We start from the raw sequence: 25,881 nt of genomic DNA, 5'->3' as shown, positions 1-25,881 counted from the left end.
TTAAGTAAGTAGAAGGACTTCCCTCCAAGGCTTGATTGGGTATGGTTTACCTTTGCAAGACTTTATACAAACAAATATAACCGTTGCGAGTCCATGAAACAGCTTTTTTTTGTTGCTGCGCTTATTTCTTTCCTCTACCACCCTAGCCAAGCCCAAGAAACGTATGCCGAGAAATTGGGCTACCCCAAAGGCAAAAAAATCATTCTATTCCACATCGACGACGCAGGGATGTCGTACGAGGCCAACCAAGGCACCATCATTGCCATGGAAAAAGGGGTGGCCAACTCTACCAGTGTGATGATGCCTTGTGGATGGGTACCTGCCTACATGAAATACCTCCAACAACACCCAACGACCGATGCGGGCGTTCACCTCACGCTCACCTCGGAGTGGAAAGGCTACCGCTGGTTTCCGATTTCGGGGCGAGAAAAAGTACCTGGGTTAGTTGATAAAGAAGGGGCAATGTGGTCGAACGTCGGAGATGTCGTAAAACACGCCTCCGCCGATGAAGTAGAAACTGAAATTCGGGCACAAATTGCACGTTTTCGGAGTTTTGGTGTCGAACCTTCACACATCGACTCCCACATGGGGACGTTGTTTGGTTCACCTGCTTTTACGGAGCGCTATGTTAAGGTAGGTATTCAAGAAAAAATTCCTGTCATGTTGCCTGGCGGTCATGCTACCCTCATCGCGAAAGAACGCAACAGCCCAGCGCAAGAAATTCAGCAATTTCAGCAAGTAGGTAAAATACTATGGGGCGCTGGCTTACCTGTATTGGACGACTTGTTTGCCGACACCTACGGTTGGAAATTGCCCGCAGGAACTGCTAATACGGAAGAAAATTTGCGCAAAATGAAAACCCAGAAGTACATCGAACTCCTCAAAGAGGCGAAACCTGGCATCACCATGGTAATTATGCACTGCGCAGCGCCGAGCGATAATTTCAAAGAAATCACCGATTCTTGGCCTACACGTTATGGCGATTTCTGGGCCATGCTCGACCCAGAATTGAAAACTTTTCTGGACAAAGAAGGAATTGTCCTCACCACTTGGCGTGAAATGTACGAGCGTCGCAAGAAAGTGAAATAACACGCAGCTCGCCCCGAGTTAAACTCGGGGCGAAAACGGGACAAAGTCTCCGACTTTACTTTTACAAAAAAACAATCTTTCCCAAAGCGTAGTTGTTCTCAAAACACTACGCTTTTTTATGAGTCAACCGATTACGTTGTTTTGGTTTCGCCGCGATTTGCGCCTGCACGACAATGCTGCTTTGTATCACGCCCTCAAGTCGGGAAACCCTGTGCTTCCTGTTTTTCTTTTTGATACCGACATCTTAGACAAGCTCGAAGACAAACGTGACCGACGAGTGGAGTTCATTCACCTCGCATTGCAAGAATTACAAGCTCAGTTGACTCAAATGGGTACAACGTTGGTGGTAAAACACGGTTCATCGGCGGCTTGCTGGGAAGAACTCACCCGCACCTACAACGTAGCCGAAGTTTATACCAACCATGACTACGAACCCACTGCGATTCGTCGCGACAAAGCTATCGGCGAATGGCTCAATGCGCGCGGAATTGCTTTTTATACCTACAAAGACCAGTGTATTTTTGAGAAAAACGAAGTACTAAGCGGCGCAGGAACACCCTACACGGTGTTTACTCCTTACAGCCGCAAGTGGAAAGAAAAGCTAAATTCTTTCTACCTAAAATCGTACCCTGCCGAAAAGTATTACCAACATTTTCTCCCCACTTCTCCGCTTCCACTTCCTACTTTAGCAGAGATTGGATTTGAACCCATTGGCCAGCCTTTCCCAGGAAAATCAGTTAGGGATGAATTGGTTAAAAACTACAAAGAACGACGTGATACTCCTTCGATTCAGGGTACTTCGCGTTTAAGTGTACACTTACGATTTGGTACTATTTCAATTCGCGAACTGGCACGTCATACCAAAGACCTCAGCGAAACGTTTCTGAACGAACTCATTTGGCGAGATTTCTACATGCAAATTCTCTGGCATTTTCCGCACGTGGGTGAAGGTAAAGCGTTTCGAGCGGATTATGACCGCATCGAATGGCGTAACGACGAAGCGCAATTTAAAAAATGGTGCGAAGGCCGTACGGGTTACCCGATTGTAGATGCAGGAATGCGCGAACTCAACGCGACGGGTTTTATGCACAACCGCGTCAGGATGGTGGTGGCTAGCTTTTTGACCAAACATCTACTCATCGACTGGCGCTGGGGCGAAGCGTATTTTGCCCAAAAACTGCTTGATTTTGACCTTTCGGCCAACAATGGTGGCTGGCAATGGGCTTCGGGGTCAGGGACAGATGCAGCTCCTTATTTCAGAATCTTTAACCCTACGTCTCAAACGCAGAAATTCGACCCCCAACTGGTTTATATCAAAAAATGGGTTCCCGAAATAAACAGCTTTGACTATCCCAAGCCGATTGTGGATCATGCCGCCGCCCGTGAGCGCTGCTTGGCAACCTATCAGAAGGCGTTGAAACAGTAAATTCACCTCAATAGCCGTTCCTCTAGTTCAGTTTTGTAGGTTCCTGCTAAGGGGATGGCGACGCTTCCAACAGTCACTTGATGGCGTTCGAGCTTCTGAATGGATTTCAACGCTACAATGTAGGATTTGTGAATCCGTAAAAACTTGTCAGAGGGCAGTTGTCCCATCATTTCGTTGAGGGTCATTCGAGTCGTTACTTTGCGGTTGCGCTCGTGAATAAAAAGCAAATTGGTGTCTGATTGAATGTACAATATTTCATCGAGATGGACGCGTACCCAATCGTACCCATCTTTTACAAACAAACTTGATGCTTCGCCAATTTGCTTGGCTTGCTGCCCCAACGCTCGATTACACGCCTGAAGAAAACGCCCAAACTCCACAGGTTTAAGCAGATAATCAAGGACTTGCAGTTCAAACCCTTCTACGGCGTAGTCTGCGTAAGCTGTGACAAAGACCACTTGGGTTGAGGTATTTTTTAGAAGTCGAGCAAAATCAGTTCCCAACATATCGGGCATTTGTACGTCCAAAAACAGCAAATCGACGGGGTTCTGGTGCAAATATCTTAATGCTTCCGCCGCACTTTCAAACGTCTGCTTGAGTTCTACAAAAGGCACTTTTTCCGCATGACGCCGCAAAACTTGTAAAGCGGCTGGTTCGTCGTCAAGAGCAATAGCAATCATTTTATTTGGGGATAACTAACTCATACACGAAGTTGGCATACAATGAAGTATCCCCGAAAAGATAGGGGGTCGGTCGGAAAGGGGCTTTTGATTTGTTTCCATTACGTTTGTTCTGTTTTGACTCATAAACAAATTTACAACAATTTTAGCTTTATTTCACTCACCTACATATACTCCAGGTTGAACGCATTAATTTATTGCTCCAGAGGATAGCTACATCTTAGTAGTAAGAATAAATCAGACCTGAAACGAAGCCCCATCGGGCGGCTATTTTTCACATTTTAAGCTTTATCCCTAACAAAACATCAAATATACCTTCGCTAGTCGCTACAGATAATTGATAACGATTAGGATAAATCAGTTCTAAACGCTGCTGTACGTTTTTGATTCCTGTTCCGTGTCCTTGTTTCTGCGCTGCTTGAGGCGAAATGCTATTTCGAACCCAAAACGACAACTGCCCTCCCTCAATCGTTAGCTTTAGTTCAATAAAACTATCTTGCTGCAAACTAACACCGTACTGAAACGCATTTTCCACAAAGGGAATCAACAACAACGGGGCAATGCGCGCAGGTTGCCCGTCGTATTCAATCACCACATCTATCCGCAACTCCTTTCGCTTGGGTAGCCGTGCTTGCTGGAGCGCTAGGTATTTTTCTAAAAATTCGATTTCTCGTTCGACACTCGTAAAGTCTTTTTGGGTTTCTTGCAAGGTAAAGCGCATGATACCCGCCAGTTGCTGCACCAGCTCCGATACTTTATCATTTTGGGCAGCATCTGCTTCGTTGTAAATCGTATTGAGGGCATTGAATAAAAAATGGGGATTGATTTGCGATTTTAACGCCCGCAGTTCTGCCTCCGTTTTTTGTTGTTGAAGTACCAACTGTTCGCGTCGAACTCGAAACGCATCGGCCACGTACCCAAAACCAATCACAACCCCTACAAATACCAAGGTAACGAGTACATTTTCATCCACAAACTCTTGCTCGTAGCCTTGCCGAAACTGTAATCCTTCAAATGTCAGCCATGTCAGCAGTACCAGCCACGTCCAGTACGTCCATTTTTTATCCGAAAGCAACCACCAACGAAAAGGGCCACGAAAATTGAGCCAACTCAATGACAAAACCAGCACAACCAGTAGTACATAACTCAACAAAAACCTAAAAAAACCACCTACACCTTGCTCCTCATCGCCAAACTGTAACTGGAGACTTTCGGTCAACAACCAACCGATGTAGCCTCCAACCAAGGCAACTACAAATCCAAACAGCCATGGGCTATAAAAAAACGAGCGAAATTTCATTCTATTCGGCGGAGGGCGGTTTCGTCTAGTTTTGTTTTTGACATTTCGCGGGTGGCTTGTTCAGCATCTGTCCGCTTAAAGTACAAGGCGTTGCTAAGGTAATCATAATCTACAATGCCTTTGAGATACAAGGTTTCGTTGGGCAAAACACTGAACGCCATATTTTGTTTTTGGGTAATAAACCCACCCTCCGTTTCTATTTTTAGCCTTCCAGCGGGTACGTCAACGCGTATGTACTCATTGTTGCTAAATTTTTGGCTTACCTCTTGGTTATTGATTTTGAGGGTAAAATCAGAGGAAAAGTAGTCCTTTCTTCGGTACAAAACCAACGTTCCTCGTTCGCCCGATTCATTCAATTCTTCGGTTGCAGTGGCAAACATCATCCACAATCCAACCATCAGTGCGTTTTTCATGGCCTTTATTGCGGATTAAGTCCCCATGTATTTGCTTCTCTACGCTTACGACGCGCTTCTTTTTCAGCGTGTGTCCGTTTTTTATGATTGTTACTAACCACAAAAATACTTTGAATAAAAAACTGGTTTAGCCTATCCGAGGGTGCATTTTGGAACGACAGATTGGCATCTGTTCCCCAACTCGTTGGTTTTGTCCCGTATCTGTATCCAAATTTTACGACGGGGCTAAACGAAATGGGGCGTTTGGGACGAAACATGTGTTCTACGGAAAGTTCGAGAAAGGTGTTTTTATGCAGCAGCGTTGGAGACTGCCCTACCATTGGGGAAGTGAGCAAATCGTCAAACGAAACCGACGGCGTAGTTGCCCCCGTTTTGTAAATATTTACTCTCGTTTCTTGAGAACCAATCCCCACATTGACAAACCACTGCCGATTACGTCGCAAAATTAGGCCGTATCCAAGTGTCACGCTAAATGCTTGAAATCCTAGGCGCGATTTAGTGGCCGTATTTTTGTCGGTTTTGGAGTTAGCGAGCCCATACACTACATCCAGCCCAATTTTAACACGTCGTTTTTGAATACCAAACCCATACGACGCCATAGAATTACCTTGTAATCGAGCAAAGCCAAGCCCTTGTTGATTAAGCGAGTTTCTTAGATGCGTATAACTCCCGATGCTATTATTGATAAAAGGGGCTCCTAAATAAAGATGGCTACTCCAATCGTACTCATCGGGGTCAGGAATCATAACCGAATCGATTTGAGCAAAAGTAGTCTGTGCCCAGCCCGCCAATAAGAGAAAGAAGAAAATTCGCCAGCGCTTGCTAGTAACTTTCACAAAATGAATCGTACAAAAAGAAAATGTTTTCATGGTTGTATTAGGCGTTAATTGTTGCTACAAATCAACTGTGTCTTAGGCAAGTCAGCAACAGTTTGTGGTCAAGTTGGGGCGATTTGTGGCGAAAAAGCATAAGTTTGAGGTCAGAACAGTTTTTTAGTGTAACTTTGAATAACCGACAAACCAACTGCTATGAAACTCGTATTCAGTGTATTTTTTCTTTCACTTCCCCTTTGGCTTCACGCTCAGTGTCGTCCCGCCAACGCGCAAGAAAACGCGGCGTACGAACGCGTAGTGAAGGAACTTCAACGGCAATTTACGGCCAAAACACCACAAGGTAGTTGGAAAATATTCGACGAAAAGCACTCAATAGGAGCTTTGGAAGTCACCTCCGAATGGGGTGGATTTGTGCACCTTTGTACCGATCGTTACGACCTCATCATGGAGCGAGCCGACATTGCTTCGGCCCGAAAAGCGGTGGTTGATTCCATGAAACCTGCTTCTTCTACCTTACCTTCGCTGTACGTTCACCGCGATACAATGTACACCGAAAACCCGCAAGCCGTCGCCCAGCGCGCGCAAGATACCTACTCCATCAGTGTGGAAATGAACCTCGGAAATTACCGACTGCAAGACACCGAAAGCGCCCGCATGGTACAGTCGTCTCAGGTTATCAATGTCTTAGGCGCTACCCTCGCGCTTGAAGTATTGCTAAAACCCGATTTAAAAGGAGCGACGGGACGTCAAGAAACGGTGATTTTGTTGGGTGGGTGGAACACCAAGCCAGTCCAGAGAGGTCAGGATACGCGCTACCAACCCCAGTTTAGAAAAGGAGGTAAATTGGTTGAAAACCTTGTTGTTACCATTACGGCGCCCGTCGAACTCGCCCGCGAAATTGTGAAAGGCATTGATTGGAAAGCAATTGACGCTACGCTTTTGAAGTAAGCGAAATTCGCAGTAAGCTCGGGTTGTGAGCAACCCTCAGCACGGGAAAAACGGTGACAATTCGACATTCTGCACTCTGCACTCGACACTCAAATCTTAAAGATACTATATCCCAACTCACGCGTAGAAGACATATCAAACGTGTATGAAGTAGCAGTACTCGGAATCTTCACGCGCACCTTATAGCCCAACGTTCCCGTAGGAAGGCGGCCTGCGAGGTGGGTAAATAAAAATGTCCGTTGCTGGGCATTATACGACCCAAATACCATCGGATAAGGCTGATTGTTTTGGTAATAGCCACCCATCCACCAGCCATTGTAATGAGCCTCAAAAGGTGTTTGAGGGTAGCCCCCCGTTATCCACGTTTGTCCACCATCAATGCTCACATCTACATGAACGAGTGATTGATTTTCAATGTGGCTTTTGTAAGGTGCTATTTTCTTTTGGGCCAAAATAATACTCTCGCGTACCATCGGGTTTATTTTTCCTACCGTATTGGCCTCCCAGTTGACGACGCCGTAATTCTGGAGGTTGGCAAAACCAATCATGGCGTCGTAAATACGCTGTTCAAAAATATCGGTTGTAGCCAATGAATACGGGCTAAAGTTGTACGTACGCGGGGTAGGTTCCCAGTTTAAAAAACCCAATTTGGTCGGTTCTTGGTAACGAGCGCAGTAGATAGTACTCCAAATGAGCAACAAAAAATGGTCATCGGTTTGCCAAACCAACTCAGGTGAAGAAGTGGTAAATTCTACGGTATTCATCCCCGCAGGAATGTCTATTTCGGTAAAACCCCGCCAGTGCTGAAACGTAATGCGGTAGGTTTTATCGGCGTTGCGCAAGCTTCCGTCTTGGGCGTGCAGCGACACCCGCACCCGCCGATTCCCCAAAGGTGTATTGGGGTCGGCACCAATGTCAACGATGTGGTAGCGCGTGGGAACGCCCAATGTTACGTTGGTTTTTGGGGTTTCTTTCAGGCGAATAATGTCGGTATTTACCCAATAATTTACGTTGGAATCGTACTGAAGAACCGCCCACATGGCAAACTGCTGCACAAAATCCCACGCTTCCATGTAGTTAAGTTCTTCATTGACAGCGCGGTTGTTAAATTTATTTTTGAGCTTCCAAATGGGATTGTTGGGTACACCCCAGTTGTGGTGAATGTTGCCGACATCATCAAATTGCGGAAAGATAAAAGGATCCATTTGGTTGATAGGCCCCGCTCCGTATTGCCATATTTTCGCGCCGTTGCTGTAAAGTTTTGTTTTGTAAAACAACTCCGTAAAAACATAACTCCAACGGTGCTGAACGTGGTCAAAAAACTGCTGATCGTCCCAATTTCTGTAAGTAAGATCAGTGCCGCCGTTTAGGGCATGGCGGTATTTTCCGTTTTCCCACACTTGCCGTCCCCGCAAGATAGACAGCCACTCCGCATTAGAAAATGTCTCAATGTCCCAGCGAAGAAAGCCCATGCGGCCGTCGCCTGCGTATTTGGCTCGGCGGTCGAGTTCGTATTCGGTTAGTAAAAAAGGGTTCCATTTGCCTGCCTCATCCACATTTTCAATCGGCACCGACACAAAAGGAGCATTGAAACAACGAAAAGTTTTCCCCTGTGCTGAAAGCACTCGATTAGGGTCGGGAACGTACACGGGGTTTTTCCCAAAACTTACTCCCTGCACCGTAAAAGCATCCCGAAAAATCCCTTCGTTAATATCCGCATACCGATTTTCTTTGGGTTTTCCTTCTCCTACTCCGCCAAAAAATGCTTTAAAGCCATAATCTCGAAAATCTGTCACATCGTCCCACACTACTTTTTGGGCTTCAAAGAGTTTTAATAAATGTCGAAACGGTTCGTTTGCCGCAGTACTTGACAAATCAAAAGTACCCAGTTTTGCATTGGGCGTGTAGCCTTGCGGATAGCCCCCTTCGTCGGGTTCGTACAGTACTTCTTTCGGAATGCCCTGTGCGTTGGCATTTCCAAAAAGTCCCATTATCAACAACAATATCCCAAAACAACGCTTCATCATTTCTTCAAATTAAAACCTTACCCCCGAAAACAACCCGTTATTGATTATCCACAAAATCCTGTCAAGTGCGTTCACTTCGCCGTCGAGGTTGATATCTCCTGCCAAGTATTTGCCAAACGAGCCATTGGTTTGATTCCAGACTGTCATATCATTTGCATTAATTTCTGCACTTGTCCCTTTGACAATATCGCCTGCATACATCATATAGCGCGTATCCTGCAACTTTTGACCAACTGCTGGGGCGTTGGCAGGGATGTAGGATTGATTGATACCAAAATCATAGAAAAAACCACCGTTCACAAAAAGCGTAGGAGTGGCCGCCACAATCGGCAGGTGATTACGGTGTTCGACCGCCACGTAATAATTCGTGTATTCCTTTAACCGACTTGGGCAGCCCTGAATACTAGGAACTAAGCCATCGTTTTGGAGTAAGGCAGCGGCTTTAAAAACAGTAGTAGCAGGATTTGCAGGATCGGTTCGTAGCGAAACCAGCACCCAATCGGTGACAGAAGTCTCATAAATAGGCACTGTTTCCTCGCCCATATAATACCACGGCGCTCCTCGATAGGGTTGTCCTGCGGGTGTCTTGGTGGCTAATGAACTAACGGGCGTTTGCCCAGGAAGCAGTCCCATTTGATTGAGTAGCGTTGTCATCGAACCTACACCATTGCGATAGGCACCTTCCAACAACACTCGAATACTCCCTACGCCCTCGGGCATGGTCATGGTTCGAAACGTAATTTTTGCTGTACTTGTGCAACCCGTCGTGTATTGTGCTTCGAGGTAAAACGTGGTGACAGCACTGTCCAAACGCACGTTGGTAGGGTTCGTTACAATCGGGCCGTCGTACGAGCCTTTTCGCCAAATTGGTGTAGTAAAACTGCCATAGTTTGCGACTTGGGCAGGCAATGACAACGGGCCTTTGTGGCAAATTGTGGTATCCGATGCCATTCTGAGCGGCATACATGCTTCTATTTTCCAGATTTCACTCCCCTTTTTGCCATCATCTGCCGTAAAAAACAAGGTATCACCCAGCACAGTAAGGTTACTTATTCCACTTCCCGTTGTTCCCGAATACAATTCCAATACGTTAGTCGCCGCTTCAGTGCCATCGGTTTGCCAAAGTTCTCTTCCCGCAAAATCATCGTAGGCTGTAAAATACACAATGCCTTTTCGGAGGTTAAACATCGATGGCGTACTGTTAGACCCTTCTCCCCCCACGCGAATGTTTCTAACGAGTTTTGTCCCTGCTATTGTCCCATCCGAACGCCACAGCTCTTGGCCCGTGGTGCCGTCCGTTGCCGAAAAATAGAGCACTCCGTTTAACAACTTGAGATTTCGTGGGTCACTGCTTCCATTACCCGACAAAATATCGACGGCAAGCTGCGTTCCTGCCGTTGTCCCATTCGATTTCCAAAGTTCGATTCCCGTTTGGCCATTATTCGCTGCAAAATAGAGCGTACCATTCACATTGGTCAAATAGTGCGGCATTCCACTCATCGAACCGCTCCAAATATCCTTTACCTGTACCGTCCCCACAGCTGTCCCGTCCGACTTCCACAATTCAAAGCCGTTGGTGCCATTGGTTGCCGTAAAATACAACGTTCCGTTCACGTTGGTGAGGTACTGAGGATTCGAGCTTGCTATTCCTGCATTAATATCTTTGACCAAAGTAGTACCTGCCGCCGTGCCGTTGGTTTTCCAAAGTTCGTACCCATTCGCGCCGTCGTTTGCCACAAAATACAATGTTCCGTTGACGTTGGTCAATTGTTGAGGATTCGAGCTTCCTACCCCCGTTACAATGTCTCTGACAATGACCGTAGTAGCATCCGTACCTCCCGACTTCCAGAGTTCACTTCCTGCTCCTGCGGTGGTTGCCACAAAATAAAGCGTTCCATTTACGTTCGTAAAACCACTTGGCATACTTCCCAGCGGACCGTCATTGATGTCCTTCACGCGGGTCGTACCTGCGGCCGTTCCGTTAGATTTCCAAAGTTCGTAGCCGTAACCTGTCTGATCCGCCACAAAATACAATGAACTTCCTACACTCGTGAGAGCATAGGCCGTGCCTGGCAAATCCAGCACTTTAGCAGTCGTAGCATTTCGTCCTGAGGATTTCCACAACCCCACGGTTGAGCCGTTTTGTTTGGCCGTAAAATAAAGGATTCCATTGTGATTGGTAAGAAAGCGCGGGTCGCTTCCCAAGGTGGCAGAGGTCGCAAGCGGATCTGCCTGAAGATTAATATCTTTCAGCAATAGCGGATATTGAGCATATACACTGCTCACCAGCAATAGCAAACCCCACAAAATAGTTTTCCTGACAACTAGCATTACTGGCACCGAGTTTTTCGAGTGTCGTTTAAAACGACAAATCGCTGTATCCAAAGAAATGGGTAAAATTTCTTTGGGTACAGCAATAAAAGTGCCAAAATGATTGATAATGGGCTATCTATCAGCCAAAGAGCCACTCTACGGCCTTCGGAAACTCTTTGCCCCAGCGCATTTCGGTATGCTCTCCAGCAGGGTCAAGTGATAGTTTAAATTGAAGTCGTTCGTTGTTCCACCCTTGCCGTTCAATCGCCTCTTTCAAACGTTCCACACTCGGAATCATATAGCGTCCTTCTTTCCCCCCCGCATAGACGTAGATTTTGGTTTCCAAGGGGTTAAAGAATTCGATGGAGTCAAAATAGATTTTGTCCGAAACCCAAAGCGATGGCGAAAAAATCATGAGTCGGCCTAGTGTTTCGGGGTACATTAAGCCCGCATATATGCTTATTAAGCCCCCCATAGAACTGCCACCGATGCCCGTAAATTGGCGCTCGGTGCGGGTACGATAATTTTTATCAATGTACGGTTTAAGGGTACGAACGATGAAGTTGGCGTACTTTTTCCCCGCTCCTTTGCCAAATTTTGGGTGCGTATAAGGTGCAAATTCGTGCAAACGGTCTTCATCTCCATGATCAATGGCCACAACGATGATACCACCTTTGTTTTGCTCGGCCAGTACCGCCATGCGCTTATCTATTTCCCAATTTCCAAAAATAGAACCATCACCAAAAAGGTTTTGCCCATCTTGGAGGTACAACACAGGATAACGTTTGGTAGAAGTACTGTAGTCGTGCGGGAGGAGAATACGAATACGGCGTTTTTTGCCCAGCTGAGGTATTTCAAAATCTTCCGCTACAGTCTGAATCGTGGGCACGTACGTCACATCAAACGCACGGCCATCGCGACGCCAATGAGGCACAAAATCCTTTTGGGTAGCGTTTTTAGCTTTAATACGGCGGTTTTGGGGTGCTTCGCCAAAGGAATCAAGCTCTACTTGGTCCCAGCCACCACGGGTATATTTGTATTCAATGGGTTGTTCGAAGTGAAAATCGGGGGGAAATTGAAAATGATACTTTCCTACTCCTACTTTTTGCATCTGATAGCGTTCAATATCAGGATACCACTCACAAAAATTACCAGAAATAAATACAGGACGCTCGTCGTCAACAGTCGTTGTCAACTCAAGCGCCAAAGACGCATTACGGTTACTCATTCCTCACAGGTTAAATGTGTCGGTTTAACACCCACAAAAGTACTAATGTTCGATAAAATTTAAAAATTTCTAGTTTTAATCCTCTTTCTCCTCACTCTGTCGGTACCAATACCGAATCACCACTTTTTGAAGTTCGCGCTTGATAATCAATTCGGCAAGTAGTTGTAAACTAGCATGAATCGCGGTAGGAATGGCACGGTGAATTTGTTTTTCGGTCAAATCAACCCGGTTCAAGAGGTATTTTAGGGTTCCTCCTTTTTTTAAATGCTCATCTATTTTGTGGGCCAAATATTCACGCAACTCTTCAAACGAATAGCGTTCGTTGATGTCGAGTTCTAAGGGTAACTGCGCCGTTTGGAAGTCTTTTATGAGTTGTAGCAACAAATCGCGCAGCAAGTTGGGTAGCCGAAGCACCTGTTCTAGTTCTTCGGGCGAGGAGTTTGTTAATTTATCAGTTTCGTGCGGCATTGTTACAAAATAAACGTGCTCCCGTGAGTAACACAATAAAGACAGCAAAATAAAACTTTTATTTCCAACCTTCCGTTATTTGGAAACTACACTAATTCCTTCTCGTATGATGCGCTTTGCGTTGGTGAATTTTAAGGTTCTGTTTCATTTTTTCTTTTTTGCCCTGCTCGTCACTCATCTTTCGGCAGTGGCCCAACCTAAAGTCAACTTGTCGCAACTGAAAGCGAAGTTCCCTAACGATGAAATGGCGTACCTCAATCGCTCCGAAAAAGTAGCCATCGAGGTTGTGAATGGGGAGCTTCAAATCGACGTTTTTCACCAAGAAGACCGCGTATTTTTGGACAAACGGGCCAGTGTTTTTGCCGACGAACGCATTTACTTTTCCGAAACTTTTCAGGAAATCAAAGACCTTGATGCTGTCTCATACATTCCCGAAAAATCGGGTTATAATCGTACGCCCGTCACCGACATCAAGACCGAACGCCCCAGCCCAGGGGGAGGAATCTTTTTTGACGATATGCAGGTCAAAAAATTCACCTTTCCAGGCGCTAAAGAAGGAGGCATTGGCACCGTTTCCTATACCGAAAGAGTCAAAAGCCCTTATATGCTTTCGGGCTTTGTTTTTGGGAATTATGTACCTGTCATCAACAGCGAATTTTCGGTTTCATTTCCCGCTTCAGTAAAAGTTTCCTACAAAACCTACGGCGATATGAAAGGGATTGTTTTTGCCAAAACAACTCAAAATGGCAAAACAGTTTATACCTGGAAAGCACAAAATTTAAAAGCGTCGCCGCTGGAAACGGAATCGCTTTCGTTGCGTCATTACGTACCACAGGTATTTTTATTTATCGAAAGTTATACGGCCAATGGACAAACGAAGGAGGTATTGGGGGACGTGCAGAAGCTCTTTAATTATTACAAAAGTTTGGTCAAAGACCTCAACAAACAGCCCAGTTCGCAGCTCAAAGCACTTACTGATTCGTTGACGCGTGGAAAAAGCGAAGTGGAAAAAATTCGGTCAGTTTATTATTGGGTGCAAGACCACGTCAAATACATTGCTTTTGAAGAAGGGCTTGGAGGGTTTATTCCTCGTCAGGCCAACGATGTTTGTCAAAAACGCTATGGCGACTGTAAAGACATGGCAAGTCTTACTTCGTCGATGCTCAATTTGGCAGGAGTGCCGTCGTATTTGGTGTGGATTGGAACGCGTGACATTCCGTACAAATATGCCGAAAATCCTTCTATGAGCGTGGATAACCACATGATTGCGGCGGTAAAATGGCAAGGAAAATGGCAATTTTTGGACGCAACCGACGACCGCATCGACTTCGGCCTTCCAACCTCCCACATCCAAGGCAAAGAAGCCCTGATAATGACTTCGGAAGACAAGTATGAAATCGTTCCTGTGCCCGTTGTTCCTGCCAACCAAAACACCAAAGTGGACTCGATTGTGCTTGCCATTGATGGAAAGACATTGAAAGGAAACGGCACCTTGACTTTTCAAGGGCTATGGAAAACATCGCTCAAATCGGCCGTCCAGTACCGTTCGGAGCCTCAACGCGACGAATACTACAAAAATGTACTCAGTCGAGGTTCTAACAAATGCGCCTTGTTAAAAAATGTAGTCATGGGACTTCAAGATCGTGACGTACCTGTTCGTCTTCAATACGCTTTTTCGGTGCCAGATTACGTTCAGGAAGCCGCAGGTGAGCTTTTTATTAATCCTCATTTGACGCGCCCTTGGGCTGACAAACGCCAGGAAGAAAGTCGCAAAAACGACTGGAAACATGAGTTTACGCATGTCGAAGACATGGTAACGATTTTGCCTATTCCAAAAGGATATACCGTAACCAACCTTCCTACCAATGCGTCGTTTTCGCACCCTGACTTTGGTTTTAAACTGAGTTATGAACAAAAAAATGACCAAATCGTGGTTCGCAGTCAATGGACGTTGAACTCGCTTTTGGTCAAAAAATCAAGTTTCCCTGAATGGAATAAAATGGTTACTGCCCTCAACGAAGCTTACAGTGAAGTGATTTCGTTGAAGAAGGGCTAACGTTTTTATTTCTTTTTAGCATTTCCTCCCCCCAAAAGGCGGTTGGCCAAATCAGGACGTTTGAGCTTATTGAGACGGTTACGAATCAAATCTCTGTACTCAGGCTTGTACCAGAAAAAGAAGCGATTTTGGTTCTGCTTTTCTTCGCGAGTTTTGGCCGTAAAAACAGGCTTCAACGTGTAGGGATGCACGCCTGTGTAATAAATTACTTCCGCAACGGTCATGGGAGTTGGAGTAAAATCTTGCACTTGTTCCAAACGGAAACCCAGTTCTTTCGTTTCAGCCGCCAAATTAGCCATATCCGTCTCTTCACACCCTGGGTGCGAAGAAATAAAATACGGAATCAGGGGTTGTTTGAGGTTATGTTTGTCCGAAATCTCGTCGTATTTTTTCTTGAAAAGTTTAAAATACTTAAACGATGGTTTACGCATGACGCGAAGCGTATCGTCAGAAGTATGTTCTGGTGCTACTTTTAATCGACCCGATACGTGGCGCGTAATCAACTGCTCCATGTACTCGTCGTGGTTGCCATCCTTGTTGTTTTTGTTGAAATCATCCACCAACAAATCATAGCGAATTCCCGAACCAACAAATGCTTTTTTGATATTTGGATGCTCATCCACCTTGCGGTAAAGTTCCGTAATCGGCTTGTGTGAGGTATCTAAGTTAGTACAAATGACTGGGTGAATACAACTTGGGCTCGTACAACGGGCACAGATTGACTCATCTTTACCTTTCATTCGGTACATATTTGCCGAAGGGCCGCCCAAGTCCGAAAGGTATCCTTTAAACTCTGGGTGTTTCGTTACTTCGTCCACTTCTTTCAAAATCGACTTTTCACTCCGTGAAGCGATAAACTTACCTTGGTGGGCCGAAATTGTACAAAAGCTACAACCTCCAAAACACCCACGGTGCATGTTTATCGAAAACTTAATCATGTCGTAGGCAGGTATCGGCCCACGGTTTTTGTATTTTGGGTGCGGCAAGCGCGTGTAAGGCAAATCAAAAGAAGCGTCGATTTCGGTTTCGGTCATTACCTTAAATGGTGGATTTATCACCAAAACGTCATCATTAACCAACTGCGTAATGCGATTAGCTTGCCACTTATTGGATTCTACTTCTACAATTTTGAAGTTGGCCGCGTACTTGATTTTATCTTGCAAACATACCTCATGGCTCGCCAACTCAACCGTTTCCCATTCGTTCCACGTAGGCAGTTCGTCGGATGCTTTTTGCAAATAAGCCACTTGGTGAATGTCGCGTAATCCCGAAAAATCGTACCCGTCTTTCAGACGACGCAAAATCTCCCGCAAGGGCTGTTCTCCCATCCCATAGACCAGCAAATCGGCTTGTGAATCAGCCAAAATCGTTGGCATCAAGCGGTCTTGCCAATAATCATAATGCGTCACCCGACGAAGCGATGCTTCAATCCCTCCGATAAGTACAGGAACATCGGGATAGAGTTGTTTTAATATTTTGGAATAAACGGTCGTGGCATAATCGGGTCGAAATCCAGCTTCACCACCAGGCGTGTATGAGTCGTTTGACCGAAGGCGTTTGTTGGCCGTGTAGTGGTTAACCATGGAATCCATACAACCCGCCGTAACGCCAAAAAAGTACTTAGGGCGTCCAAATTTCTTAAAATCGCGCAAATCGTCTTTCCAGTTGGGCTGCGCCACAACCGCCACCCGAAAGCCTTCACTTTCGATGATTCGGCCAATCACTGCCGTTCCAAAAGCAGGATGGTCAACGTACGCATCACCCGATACAATGACGACATCCACTTCGTCCCAACCCCGTTTTTCAACCTCTTTCTTTGTAATGGGCAACCAATCGGTTATCGGTCTTTCTAACATAACACCTTAATATTTTTCTTGCGAATGGGAATTTAGCAACTTCACGCGGTGATGAGTAACCGCTATTTTTCGGTTGTAAGCAACCGAAAGCACTTGCCGTGGACGTGGTTACTCATAACCACAACTTCGGTTGCTCACAACCGAAGCTAATTTACTCAACCAAGTATGAAACAAAATAGTTTGAGAAATACCCCAAAACAAAACAGTCCACAATTTACAATATAATAAGCTATTGTAAACTGTGAACTGCCAATGATTACTTTTTTATCTATCGTGCTACTTCGATATTCACTGGTTTTCCTTTGATGGTATTGCCACTCATGGCTTCTACCACACGACGAGCATCACGCTCAGGAACGTCAACAAACGAATACGCATCAAAAATGTCAATAGAACCAATCACGCGGCCTGGGATACCAGCTTCACCCGCAATGGCACCTACGATGTCGCGAGGTTGAACACGGTCTTTGCGACCTACGCTCACAAACAAGCGAACCATTCCTGGGTCATTGCGTTTCTGACGATCTCCGCCACGGCTATCACGGTCACCACCACGAGCTCCACGGTCGCCAAAACGGCCACTACCTTCACCACGTTTTTCGAAACGTCCACCACGGTCATCGCGGGCACCATTTCTATCTTTAAACTTACGGTCTTCGTCCCATGCCAAGTCAGTATCAGCAAATTCGCTCTTCTGGACTCCCATGTTGATTTTCACCAAAGCGGCTACAATCGTTTCAGTGCTCAGGCCAGTCGTATGGTGCAACATCGTGAGCATGTCGCTGTAGATGTCTAAATCACCTTCGGTAGCTGCTTGCTCTACTTGTTCGATAAAACGTGCTTTACGAACGCCTACAATGTCCTCAAACGTAGGAATTACTCCTTTTTCGATGCGAACTTTTGTATAGCCTTCAATTTGGCGAAGGCGGAATTTTTCGTCTTTTGCAACCAATGTCAACGCTTTACCTGTACGACCTGCGCGACCTGTGCGGCCGATACGGTGTACGTAATATTCTTCGTCGAGTGGAAGGTCAAAGTTAATTACCGCATCCACGCCCGACACGTCGATTCCGCGAGCTGCTACGTCGGTAGCCACCAAGATAGTCGTAGTACCTGCTCTAAACTTCGCCATTACGTTGTTACGTTGGGCTTGGCGCAAATCGCCGTGAAGTCCTTCAGCTTGGTAGCCACGTATCATCAAATCTTCCGTAATTTCGTCCACTTTACGTTTTGTATTACAGAAGATAATCACTTGTTTCAAGTCGTAAGAATCAATCAAACGGCAAGTTACTTCCGCCTTTGCGCGTTGTTTTACTTCAAAACAAACCTGTTCGATGTTTTCGTTGGTTACTTCTTTACGAGTTACCTTAACGAGTACAGGATCATTTTGGAATTTCTGCGTAATGGCCATAATTGGCTTTGACATCGTCGCAGAGAACAATACCGTTTGGCGTTCTCCTGGCATTTCTTCCAAAATGCTTTCGATATCTTCACGGAAGCCCATGTCAAGCATTTCGTCCGCTTCGTCAAGCACCATGTAACTTACTTTCTCTAATTTCAGGGCGCGACGCTCCATCATATCCATCGTACGACCTGGCGTACCTACTACGATATGTACGCCACCGCGCAACGCTTTAATTTGGCGCTCAATCGAATCACCGCCGTAAATCGTTTCAATTTTTATGCCTTTCTTGTATTTTGCCAAGCGACGCAATTCATCGGTTACCTGAACCGCCAATTCACGCGTTGGACACAAAATAAGTACCTGAGTGTGTTTTTCAGTAACGTCAACAAGTTCTAGCGCTGGCAAACCGAAGGCCGCAGTTTTACCTGTACCTGTCTGGGCTTGTCCGATAACGTCTAATCCTTGTAAAAGATGGGGAATTGCTTGTGCTTGAATAGGAGATGGTTTTTCAAAACCCATTTCGTTGGTTGCTTGTAACAGTTCATCTGATAAGCCCAACGTCTGAAAACTTAATGTTTCTTCTTGCATTGTATTGTTTATATTGAATATTGTGTTGGGAGCATAGAGTACAGCAGCACATACAGGCGCGACAGCGTCTCCACACCCACAAACTGAATACTCAATACTCGCTTAAAAAAGCACTGCAGCCCGAAGAGTCTCTGTAGGTTAAAACAGATGGCCTGCGTGTATTTTCTGAGGACGAAAAGAAGGGGTAAACCCTAACACAAAAAATCGCAGAGACGAACGAGCGTGTTCGTGCAGTAAAACTTTTGCAAAAGTAAGACTATTTATCGAATAAACGACAAATGAGAGACAAAATTTTGTATTTTTCGTAGCAATATAAAATTTTGCGGGCTTCACTACTGAATTTCAGTCACCGCTCCATTTTCGCATTTAACCACCCGTGCAGGATATTTTTTTAGGAAGTCATAATTGTGGGTAGCCATCAAAATAGCCGTCCCTGCGGTATTGATGGTTTGAAACACTTGCATGATTTGCTCTCCTACCTCTGGATCAAGGTTTCCTGTAGGCTCATCGGCAAGTAGAATTTGGGGTTCATTGAGCATGGCCCTGGCGATCACCACGCGCTGTTGTTCTCCACCCGAAAGTTGGTGTGGCATTTTTTTGGGAGACGTGCCCAACCCCACTTGCATTAGCACGTCCGAAATCCGTGTTTTAATGGCCGACTTATCCGTCCAGCCCGTCGCACGAAGAACAAACTCTAGGTTTTCTTCAACGTTACGGTCAAAAAACAATTGAAAATCCTGAAACACAATGCCTAGTTTTCTTCTCAAAAACGGCACTTCTGCTTGTTTCATTTTTTGCAATTCATATCCTACCACTTTTCCTTTCCCCGATTCAAGCCATAAGTCACCGTATAGGGTTTTTAATAGCGAACTTTTGCCACTCCCTGTGCGGCCAATAAGAAACACAAAGTCGCCTTTGTTGATTTCAAAATTGACATCCGACAATACCAACTTGTTGCCGTTTTGGTATATATCTACTCCTTCAAGCTTAATGATGGGTTCCGAAGAAAATGCGGTCATTTGTTTGCAGTGGTTAGCGGTCAGTGAATAGCGGTCAGCAGTCAGCTCGTGGAATTGTGCGCTGACTGCTGATTTGCTAACTGCTAATTATTGTTTGCTTTTTTGTAATCAGCCAAGAATTTCTCTAGTCCAATATCTGTAAGTGGGTGCTTCAACAACGATGTAATAACGCTGAGTGGACAAGTTACTACATCCGCGCCAAGTTCCGCACATTTCAACAAGTGAACTGGGTGGCGCACCGACGCCGCCAATACTTCCGTTGTGAATCCGTAATTTTGGTAAATACCTACAATCTGCTCAATCAACTCCATACCGTCCATTGAAATATCGTCCAAACGACCGATAAATGGCGATACATAAGAGGCGCCCGCTTTAGCGGCCAACAACGCCTGTCCTGCCGAAAACACAAGGGTACAGTTGGTACGAATGCCACGGTCAGAAAGCGCTTTGATTGCCTTCACGCCGTCTTTAATCATTGGCACTTTCACCACGATTTTGTCATCTATTTCGATAAGCTCACTTGCTTCTTTAAGCATTCCCTCCAAATCGGTCGAAATCACTTCCGCACTCACATCTCCGTCCACAATGTCACAAATCGCTTTGTAATGCGCAATTACATTCGCTTTTCCCGTAATTCCTTCTTTGGCCATAAGCGATGGATTAGTGGTTACACCATCCAAAACGCCTAAATCATACGCTTCTTGAATTTCTTTCAAATTAGCAGTATCAATGAAAAATTTCATAATGAGAGATTTAAGTTATGTCGTGCAAAGTTAGGCAAAGCAGGCTGTATCTAAAATTTTTACCAAGAAAATAGCCTTGCATACTTTTAAAAGTACAACTTACTCCACTATTACCCAAAAAGGCTATTTCTTTTTAATTTTCAAAATTTGCATTATAGAAATTTATTATTGTAATTTGCTTTCTGGTTAGGTTACTTGCGGACAAGAAATACTTGGAACAATCCAAAACACCTTGTAGTGAGTCCTTCCAAGTGACTGGACCAAACAGGTAATCATTCACAAAACAATTATCAAACCTATGATGAACAGTTTTCCTTCTGCAGGGCGAGTTTCACTCGCTCGTCAGTTTGCTGTCCTTGGTAAAATCGCCATGACAGTTTTGTTCACAGTGGTCTTTTTGGGAGTTCAGGCTCAGGAAAGACAAGTCACTGGTAAAGTAAAAGATGCAACAAACACAGGAATGCCAGGTGTTACTGTTGCGGTAAAAGGAACTCAACGCGGTACGAGTACGGATGTTGATGGAAACTACAAAGTATCAGTTCCTGCCAATGCTACGCTTGTTTTCAGCTATGTAGGCTATTCAAATCAAGAAATTGCGGTTGGCACCCGCTCAGTTGTCGATGTAACGCTTCTCGAAGACAACAAAGTTCTGAATGAAGTAGTGGTAGTAGGTTACGGTACAGTCAAGAAAAAAGATGCGACTGGTGCTGTCAATGCCATTGGAGCAAAAGACTTCCAGAAAGGGGTTGTCGTATCACCAGAACAATTGATGCAAGGACGCGTAGCTGGGGTGCAAATCACTCAGTCAAGCGGTGAGCCAGGTGGTGGTATCAACGTTCGTATCCGTGGTACATCTTCAGTATTCGGTGGTAACAACCCATTGTTCGTTATCGACGGAGTACCTTTGGCAGGTGACAACACTTCTTCTGACGCAAGTGCGTCTGGAGTTGGTCGCCAAGCAGCTAAAAACCCATTGAACTTCTTAAATCCAGACGATATCGCCAGCATCGACATCTTGAAGGATGCGTCAGCAACGGCAATCTATGGTTCACGTGGTGCTAACGGGGTAGTGTTGATTACGACTAAAAAAGGAAAAGGAAAAGGTACGCTTGAGTACGGTTACTCATTGGGAACTAGCAAAATAACAAAGCGTTACGATTTGCTTTCAGCTGCTGAGTTCCGTGCAGCAGGTGGTCAAGACCAAGGTGGAAACACTGATTGGCAAAATGAGTTGTTCAGAACAGGTTACACAAACCAGCATAACCTTGCTTACGGCGGTGGTGATGCTAATGGAAGCTACCGTTTCACACTCGGATTCCTTAGCCAACAAGGGATTATCAAAGAATCAGACATCAAGCGTTATAGCATCGGGTTCAATGGTTCAAAGAAATTTATTAATGACAAACTTACTATTGCTAGTAACATCAATATTTCAAACAACCAAGATGCTAACGTCCCTGTATCAGAAAACATTGGTTTTACGGGAGATTTGATGGGGAACATTTTGAAGGCTAACCCAACGCGTGCCGTCTATAATGCTGATGGTACTTTCACTCAGCCAGGTGTAACAGAGCCTAACCCATTGGCATTTATTGCATTATCTCAAGACAACACCAATTCGTTGCGCGCTTTAGGTAACATCAATGCAGAATTACAAATTTTCAAAGATTTGAAATTCAAAACAGTGGTAGGTTTCGATAAGTCATTTTCTTCTCGTAAAGCAGCTTATTCAAGAGACTTGGTAATTGAAGGAAACACAGGTATCGGTAGAGCGTACATTGGCGATATTGAGACTGACAACAAACTATGGGAGAACTATTTTACCTACGATAAAGAGTTTAACAAAATCAACGTAAATGCGTTGTTAGGTTACTCTTACCAAAGCTTCAATCGTTCAACGAAAAACATCACAGCCGCCAACTTCCGTACGTCTGACATGGATTTGATGTTGAACAACATTGCTTCTGCAAACGCTGGTAAGTTTGGTAGCAACGTTATCAATAACTCTGGCTCAGAAACAGACGAACTACAATCGTATTTTGGACGTGTAAACGTAGGTATCAATGACAAATACTTGTTAACTGCTACTTTGCGCTCTGACGGTTCTACGAAATTTGGGGGCAACAACAAATATGGTTTTTTCCCTTCATTCGCTGCTAAGTGGAAAATCATGAACGAAAGCTTCGCCCCTAAGGATATCTTCGACGATTTAGCGGTTCGTTTTGGGTACGGTTTGACGGGTAACCAATCAATTCCTCACAACGTATATGACCGTCGCGACCGCTACAGTGGCTGGGGAATCAACGCAGGTGCAGACAATATCGAAGGTGGTGGTTTGAACGCAGTAGCATTTAACAACCCTAACTTGAAATGGGAAACAACTTCATCTATTAACTTAGGTTTGGATTTTGCTATCTTGAAAAACCGTCTTTCTGGTACGATTGACTTCTATCAGAAAAACACCAGAGACCTATTGTTCTACGTTATTTCAGCACAACCTGCTCCTACGCCATTTACGTGGAAAAACTTGGATACTGACATCCAAAACCGTGGGTTAGAGATTTCATTGAATGGTTCGGTAATTGACCAAACTAACTTTGGTTGGGAAGTATTACTAAACGCTGGTTTCAACAAAAACATGGTTAATAACCTTAGTGGGGTATTTGACACAGGTGAAATCAACGGACAAGGTCTTTCAGGCGCATTTGCACAACGTATTGCCGCTGGTCAACCTTTGTTTGCCTATTTCCTACGTGATTTCGGTGGATATGATGAAAACGGAAACTCGCTTTATCCTAGCGGTGACTACCAACAATTCTTGAACGGTAAGAGCCCACTCCCAACCGCTACGGGTGGTTTGACTAACAACTTCCGTTACAAAAGCTGGGATTTGAGCTTGTTCTTCAACGGCGTATTTGGTAACTATCTTTATTCAAATACAGCGAATGCTTTCTTTACAAAAGGTTCATTCGCAAACGGTCGTAACGTAACCAAAGACGTGGTTACAAGCAAAGAAGGCCCATTGAACGCTCCTGACGTATCAACTCGTTTCTTGCAAAAAGGTGATTTCGTTCGCTTGCAAAACTTGAATTTGAGCTACCGTGTACCTGTAAGTGGTAAAACTATTTCAAACTTGCGCGTATTCTTAACTGGTCAAAACTTGTTGACCTTCACTAAGTATGATGGACAAGATCCAGAAGTAAGCACCAACAAGTCTATCAACGGTATTCCATCGTTTGGTATCGACTACACGGCGTACCCAAGAGCTAGAACTTGGACCATCGGTGCTAACATTTCGTTCTAAGAACCAACAAAAAAATCAAAAAAATGAAGACTAATAAATACATAGTAAGAACCTTGATAGTTGGGCTAGGCTTGACTACCATTACTTCTTGTACTGATTTAGTAAACAACGAAAAAGACTCTATCGTTAGACAGTCGGAAGGTGGTACTCCTGTTGCAGGAGACCCCGTTGGTCTATTAGAATCTGCCTACAAAGATTTAGGATTTTATACTGACCAAGCCAATGCGTACGCTTTAGGTATGCACACCTCTGCCGAAATGATTCCTCCTACACGTGGGGTTGACTGGGGTGACAATGGCGTATGGCGTACACTTGACCAACATACTTGGGATGCAACCCACCAACAAGTTCGTGATACTTGGAATAGCTTGAACTCTCGCGTGTTTAAAACCACCGAAATTTTGGCTTCTACAACCGCAACAGCGGCTCAAAAAGCAGAAGCTAAGTTCTTGCGTGCATTTAACATGTATCAGGTAATGGACTTCTACGGTCAAGTTCCTTTCAGAGAGTTTACACAAGGGGTTGATGACCTTCCTCGTGTCATGACTCGCTCAGAAGCATTCGACTTTATCGTAAAAGATTTAGAAGAAGCACTTCCTGTGTTAGTAAAAGCAGGCCCGTCGGCAACCAACGGCGTGGCTAATAAGGCTGCTGCCAACTTCCTACTTGCAAAATTGTACTTAAACAAGGCAGTTTACAAGGCTTCGACTCCAGCAGGTCCATATACATTTGACAAAGCTGACATGGACAAAGTAGCAACTTACGTAAATGCTATCACTGCCGATGGTTACAAACTTGACACTGACTACTTCAACGCGTTCTCGAAAAATGGCAACTCGGAGACCATTTTCGTGAGCTTGGAAGGTACTCCTCAGAACCGTTGGTTTATGACGTTGCACTACAACCAAAACCCATCGGGATGGAATGGCTTTACTACATTGGCTGATTTCTACGACAAGTTCGAGAAAGATGATTCACGTATCGGTAAACCTGCCAAAGGTGATGGTACAGAATTTTCTGGTATCGGTTATGGCTTCTTGATTGGAAAGCAAATCGACGATAAAGGTAAAGACCTCGTTGATACACGTACACAAAAAGTACTTTCGTTCACTCGTGACGTACCTTTGGCAGGTGCTGCTACCGATAAAGGTATCCGCGCTATCAAGTACCACCCTGCAACCGCTGGTAAGTACATCTTGATGCGTTATGCTGAAGCACTTATGATGAAAGCAGAAGCTCAACTTCGTGGTGGCGATGCTGCTGGTGCGTTGGTAACTGTAAACTCTATCAGAACTGCCCGCAAAGCAAAAGCACTTACTTCAGTTAACACTGACGGTATGTTCGACGAAATCGGTCGCGAATTGTACTGGGAAGGTGGCAAACGTACTGTAGAAGTTCGCTACGGTAAGTTCACTACAGGTGCTGGTGCCGACAACAAAGAAGCCTACACTGTGTTGTTCCCAATCCCTGCTATCGCGCTTGTTTCTAACCCGAACTTGAAACAAAATCAAGGGTATTAATCCGCTTTAGTAGTTATAAATTCAAAGAAAAATGCTCGAATCACATCGGGCATTTTTCTTTTAGTGACTTTCCCCACCTATTATGAAATTACGTACACGCCAATTTTACTTAGCTCTTTTAATCGTTGGAAACATCTCTCTAAGTTGTTCGACCTCCTCTTCCCCAAATGTTACTGAAGTGCTCGCTACCTTAAAAGAAGGCGAAGCCAAAGTACTATTTACCATTGATAATCAGCCATTTTACAGCGACAGTAGTGTTTTTAAAGGAGAAATCACAGCCTTCGACCACGCTTTTCGTATCAATATTACCGACCAGTTTCAAGGGAACACCGTAATTGCCATCGGCGGAGACCAATGGTTTGCGACCAAGCCCATCACCAAAGCCGTTGATACCAATAATCAAACCCAAGCCAGTGCCATGATTGGGCGCATAACCGACCCCGCCAATCGTCGCGGTTTAGGATACATTATGACATCGGGCGAAATAACGCTCGAAGCATTATCCGAAGAAAAAGCTATTTTACGTCTCAAAGGACAAGTGGGAGAATATACCACCATGGGAAACCCTGCGACGTGGAAACCTGTGGAAGGAGTCATTGTCTATAAAAAGCCCCTTTTAAAAGTCCAAGGACTCACGCCTCAGCAACTTTACTTTTAATTCATCT

The 25,881-nt window shown here is 44.9% G+C and carries 19 protein-coding genes; 7 read left to right on the top strand and 12 right to left on the bottom strand.

What is annotated here, in order from left to right:
* Nucleotides 1–93: 93 nt before the first annotated feature.
* Together K339_RS0118825 and K339_RS0118820 are read left to right on the top strand one after the other, a co-directional pair.
* On the top strand, nucleotides 94–1,089 hold the full coding sequence (locus K339_RS0118825) for a polysaccharide deacetylase family protein (RefSeq protein ID WP_028524992.1): 996 nt from the start codon (nucleotides 94–96) through the stop codon (nucleotides 1,087–1,089).
* Between the two features lie 118 nt (nucleotides 1,090–1,207).
* Nucleotides 1,208–2,515: a cryptochrome/photolyase family protein gene (locus K339_RS0118820; protein ID WP_028524991.1), complete on the top strand. Its 1,308-nt coding sequence runs from the start codon at nucleotides 1,208–1,210 to the stop codon at nucleotides 2,513–2,515.
* Between the two features lie 2 nt (nucleotides 2,516–2,517).
* Here K339_RS0118820 and K339_RS0118815 read toward each other — a convergent pair whose 3' ends face one another.
* The 4 genes from K339_RS0118815 to K339_RS0118800 all read right to left on the bottom strand — a co-directional run bounded on the left by K339_RS0118815 (nucleotide 2,518) and on the right by K339_RS0118800 (nucleotide 5,777).
* Nucleotides 2,518–3,195, bottom strand: coding sequence for a LytR/AlgR family response regulator transcription factor (locus K339_RS0118815; protein WP_028524990.1), 678 nt, complete (start codon nucleotides 3,193–3,195; stop codon nucleotides 2,518–2,520).
* 274 nt (nucleotides 3,196–3,469) lie between these two features.
* A complete protein-coding gene (locus K339_RS0118810; RefSeq protein WP_028524989.1) occupies nucleotides 3,470–4,495 on the bottom strand; it encodes a sensor histidine kinase in 1,026 nt (341 codons plus the stop codon).
* Nucleotides 4,492–4,908 carry a hypothetical protein gene (locus K339_RS0118805; protein ID WP_028524988.1) on the bottom strand — a complete coding sequence of 139 codons (417 nt, stop codon included), beginning with the start codon at nucleotides 4,906–4,908 and terminating at the stop codon, nucleotides 4,492–4,494. Before K339_RS0118805 ends, K339_RS0118810 begins: the two co-directional genes overlap by 4 nt.
* Nucleotides 4,909–4,913: 5 nt before the next feature.
* Nucleotides 4,914–5,777 (bottom strand): hypothetical protein, encoded by an 864-nt coding sequence (locus K339_RS0118800; protein WP_028524987.1) that lies wholly within the window; start codon nucleotides 5,775–5,777, stop codon nucleotides 4,914–4,916.
* A gap of 159 nt (nucleotides 5,778–5,936) precedes the next feature.
* Here K339_RS0118800 and K339_RS0118795 point away from each other — a divergent pair, with 159 nt between their 5' ends.
* Entirely contained in the window at nucleotides 5,937–6,689 is a 753-nt protein-coding gene (locus K339_RS0118795) for a hypothetical protein (protein ID WP_028524986.1), read from the top strand.
* Between the two features lie 89 nt (nucleotides 6,690–6,778).
* Here K339_RS0118795 and K339_RS0118790 read toward each other — a convergent pair whose 3' ends face one another.
* From K339_RS0118790 to K339_RS0118775, 4 genes are all read right to left on the bottom strand, one after another.
* A complete protein-coding gene (locus K339_RS0118790) occupies nucleotides 6,779–8,716 on the bottom strand; it encodes a hypothetical protein (protein ID WP_157607653.1) in 1,938 nt (645 codons plus the stop codon).
* Nucleotides 8,717–8,725: 9 nt separating this feature from the next.
* Nucleotides 8,726–11,047, bottom strand: a complete 2,322-nt coding sequence (locus K339_RS36090; RefSeq protein WP_051398108.1) for an ELWxxDGT repeat protein — start codon at nucleotides 11,045–11,047, stop codon at nucleotides 8,726–8,728.
* Nucleotides 11,048–11,168: 121 nt separating this feature from the next.
* Nucleotides 11,169–12,257 carry an alpha/beta hydrolase gene (locus tag K339_RS0118780; protein ID WP_028524984.1) on the bottom strand — a complete coding sequence of 363 codons (1,089 nt, stop codon included), beginning with the start codon at nucleotides 12,255–12,257 and terminating at the stop codon, nucleotides 11,169–11,171.
* Between the two features lie 75 nt (nucleotides 12,258–12,332).
* Nucleotides 12,333–12,725: a hypothetical protein gene (locus K339_RS0118775; RefSeq protein WP_028524983.1), complete on the bottom strand. Its 393-nt coding sequence runs from the start codon at nucleotides 12,723–12,725 to the stop codon at nucleotides 12,333–12,335.
* 79 nt (nucleotides 12,726–12,804) lie between these two features.
* On the opposite strand from K339_RS0118775, the gene K339_RS0118770 reads away from it, so the two are divergent.
* Entirely contained in the window at nucleotides 12,805–14,781 is a 1,977-nt protein-coding gene (locus K339_RS0118770) for a DUF3857 domain-containing protein (protein WP_157607652.1), read from the top strand.
* A gap of 5 nt (nucleotides 14,782–14,786) precedes the next feature.
* On the opposite strand, the gene K339_RS0118765 is transcribed toward K339_RS0118770, so the two are convergent.
* From K339_RS0118765 to fsa, 4 genes are all read right to left on the bottom strand, one after another.
* Nucleotides 14,787–16,637, bottom strand: a complete 1,851-nt coding sequence (locus tag K339_RS0118765) for a YgiQ family radical SAM protein (RefSeq protein ID WP_028524981.1) — start codon at nucleotides 16,635–16,637, stop codon at nucleotides 14,787–14,789.
* 268 nt (nucleotides 16,638–16,905) lie between these two features.
* Complete coding sequence (locus K339_RS0118760; RefSeq protein ID WP_028524980.1) at nucleotides 16,906–18,630, bottom strand: DEAD/DEAH box helicase; 1,725 nt, start codon at nucleotides 18,628–18,630, stop codon at nucleotides 16,906–16,908.
* 332 nt (nucleotides 18,631–18,962) lie between these two features.
* On the bottom strand, nucleotides 18,963–19,649 hold the full coding sequence (locus tag K339_RS0118755; RefSeq protein WP_028524979.1) for a cell division ATP-binding protein FtsE: 687 nt from the start codon (nucleotides 19,647–19,649) through the stop codon (nucleotides 18,963–18,965).
* 83 nt (nucleotides 19,650–19,732) lie between these two features.
* Entirely contained in the window at nucleotides 19,733–20,392 is a 660-nt protein-coding gene (fsa, locus tag K339_RS0118750; RefSeq protein WP_028524978.1) for a fructose-6-phosphate aldolase, read from the bottom strand.
* Nucleotides 20,393–20,690: 298 nt separating this feature from the next.
* On the opposite strand from fsa, the gene K339_RS0118745 reads away from it, so the two are divergent.
* The 3 genes from K339_RS0118745 to K339_RS0118735 all read left to right on the top strand — a co-directional run bounded on the left by K339_RS0118745 (nucleotide 20,691) and on the right by K339_RS0118735 (nucleotide 25,874).
* Nucleotides 20,691–23,696 carry a SusC/RagA family TonB-linked outer membrane protein gene (locus tag K339_RS0118745; protein ID WP_028524977.1) on the top strand — a complete coding sequence of 1,002 codons (3,006 nt, stop codon included), beginning with the start codon at nucleotides 20,691–20,693 and terminating at the stop codon, nucleotides 23,694–23,696.
* A gap of 23 nt (nucleotides 23,697–23,719) precedes the next feature.
* Nucleotides 23,720–25,216 carry a RagB/SusD family nutrient uptake outer membrane protein gene (locus tag K339_RS0118740; RefSeq protein WP_028524976.1) on the top strand — a complete coding sequence of 499 codons (1,497 nt, stop codon included), beginning with the start codon at nucleotides 23,720–23,722 and terminating at the stop codon, nucleotides 25,214–25,216.
* Nucleotides 25,217–25,298: 82 nt separating this feature from the next.
* Complete coding sequence (locus tag K339_RS0118735) at nucleotides 25,299–25,874, top strand: hypothetical protein (protein WP_028524975.1); 576 nt, start codon at nucleotides 25,299–25,301, stop codon at nucleotides 25,872–25,874.
* Nucleotides 25,875–25,881: the final 7 nt, after the last annotated feature.

It is taken from the genome of Runella limosa DSM 17973, from assembly GCF_000482465.1.
Lineage (GTDB): Bacteria > Bacteroidota > Bacteroidia > Cytophagales > Spirosomataceae > Runella > Runella limosa.
Note: the sequence above shows the minus strand (reverse complement) of the source record. Positions and strands in the feature narration are given on the sequence as shown.

Bases quoted from the DNA above. Each gene is read 5' to 3' on its own strand.
- K339_RS36090 (WP_051398108.1), bottom strand. From the start codon at position 11,047: ATGCTAGTTGTCAGGAAAACTATTTTGTGGGGTTTGCTATTGCTGGTG.
- K339_RS0118735 (WP_028524975.1), top strand. From the start codon at position 25,299: ATGAAATTACGTACACGCCAATTTTACTTAGCTCTTTTAATCGTTGGA.
- K339_RS0118825 (WP_028524992.1), top strand. From the start codon at position 94: ATGAAACAGCTTTTTTTTGTTGCTGCGCTTATTTCTTTCCTCTACCAC.
- K339_RS0118800 (WP_028524987.1), bottom strand. From the start codon at position 5,777: ATGAAAACATTTTCTTTTTGTACGATTCATTTTGTGAAAGTTACTAGC.
- K339_RS0118745 (WP_028524977.1), top strand. From the start codon at position 20,691: ATGATGAACAGTTTTCCTTCTGCAGGGCGAGTTTCACTCGCTCGTCAG.
- K339_RS0118790 (WP_157607653.1), bottom strand. From the start codon at position 8,716: ATGATGAAGCGTTGTTTTGGGATATTGTTGTTGATAATGGGACTTTTT.
- K339_RS0118795 (WP_028524986.1), top strand. From the start codon at position 5,937: ATGAAACTCGTATTCAGTGTATTTTTTCTTTCACTTCCCCTTTGGCTT.
- K339_RS0118815 (WP_028524990.1), bottom strand. From the start codon at position 3,195: ATGATTGCTATTGCTCTTGACGACGAACCAGCCGCTTTACAAGTTTTG.
- K339_RS0118775 (WP_028524983.1), bottom strand. From the start codon at position 12,725: ATGCCGCACGAAACTGATAAATTAACAAACTCCTCGCCCGAAGAACTA.
- K339_RS0118765 (WP_028524981.1), bottom strand. From the start codon at position 16,637: ATGTTAGAAAGACCGATAACCGATTGGTTGCCCATTACAAAGAAAGAG.
- K339_RS0118820 (WP_028524991.1), top strand. From the start codon at position 1,208: ATGAGTCAACCGATTACGTTGTTTTGGTTTCGCCGCGATTTGCGCCTG.
- K339_RS0118780 (WP_028524984.1), bottom strand. From the start codon at position 12,257: ATGAGTAACCGTAATGCGTCTTTGGCGCTTGAGTTGACAACGACTGTT.
- K339_RS0118810 (WP_028524989.1), bottom strand. From the start codon at position 4,495: ATGAAATTTCGCTCGTTTTTTTATAGCCCATGGCTGTTTGGATTTGTA.
- fsa (WP_028524978.1), bottom strand. From the start codon at position 20,392: ATGAAATTTTTCATTGATACTGCTAATTTGAAAGAAATTCAAGAAGCG.
- K339_RS0118760 (WP_028524980.1), bottom strand. From the start codon at position 18,630: ATGCAAGAAGAAACATTAAGTTTTCAGACGTTGGGCTTATCAGATGAA.
- K339_RS0118755 (WP_028524979.1), bottom strand. From the start codon at position 19,649: ATGACCGCATTTTCTTCGGAACCCATCATTAAGCTTGAAGGAGTAGAT.
- K339_RS0118805 (WP_028524988.1), bottom strand. From the start codon at position 4,908: ATGAAAAACGCACTGATGGTTGGATTGTGGATGATGTTTGCCACTGCA.
- K339_RS0118740 (WP_028524976.1), top strand. From the start codon at position 23,720: ATGAAGACTAATAAATACATAGTAAGAACCTTGATAGTTGGGCTAGGC.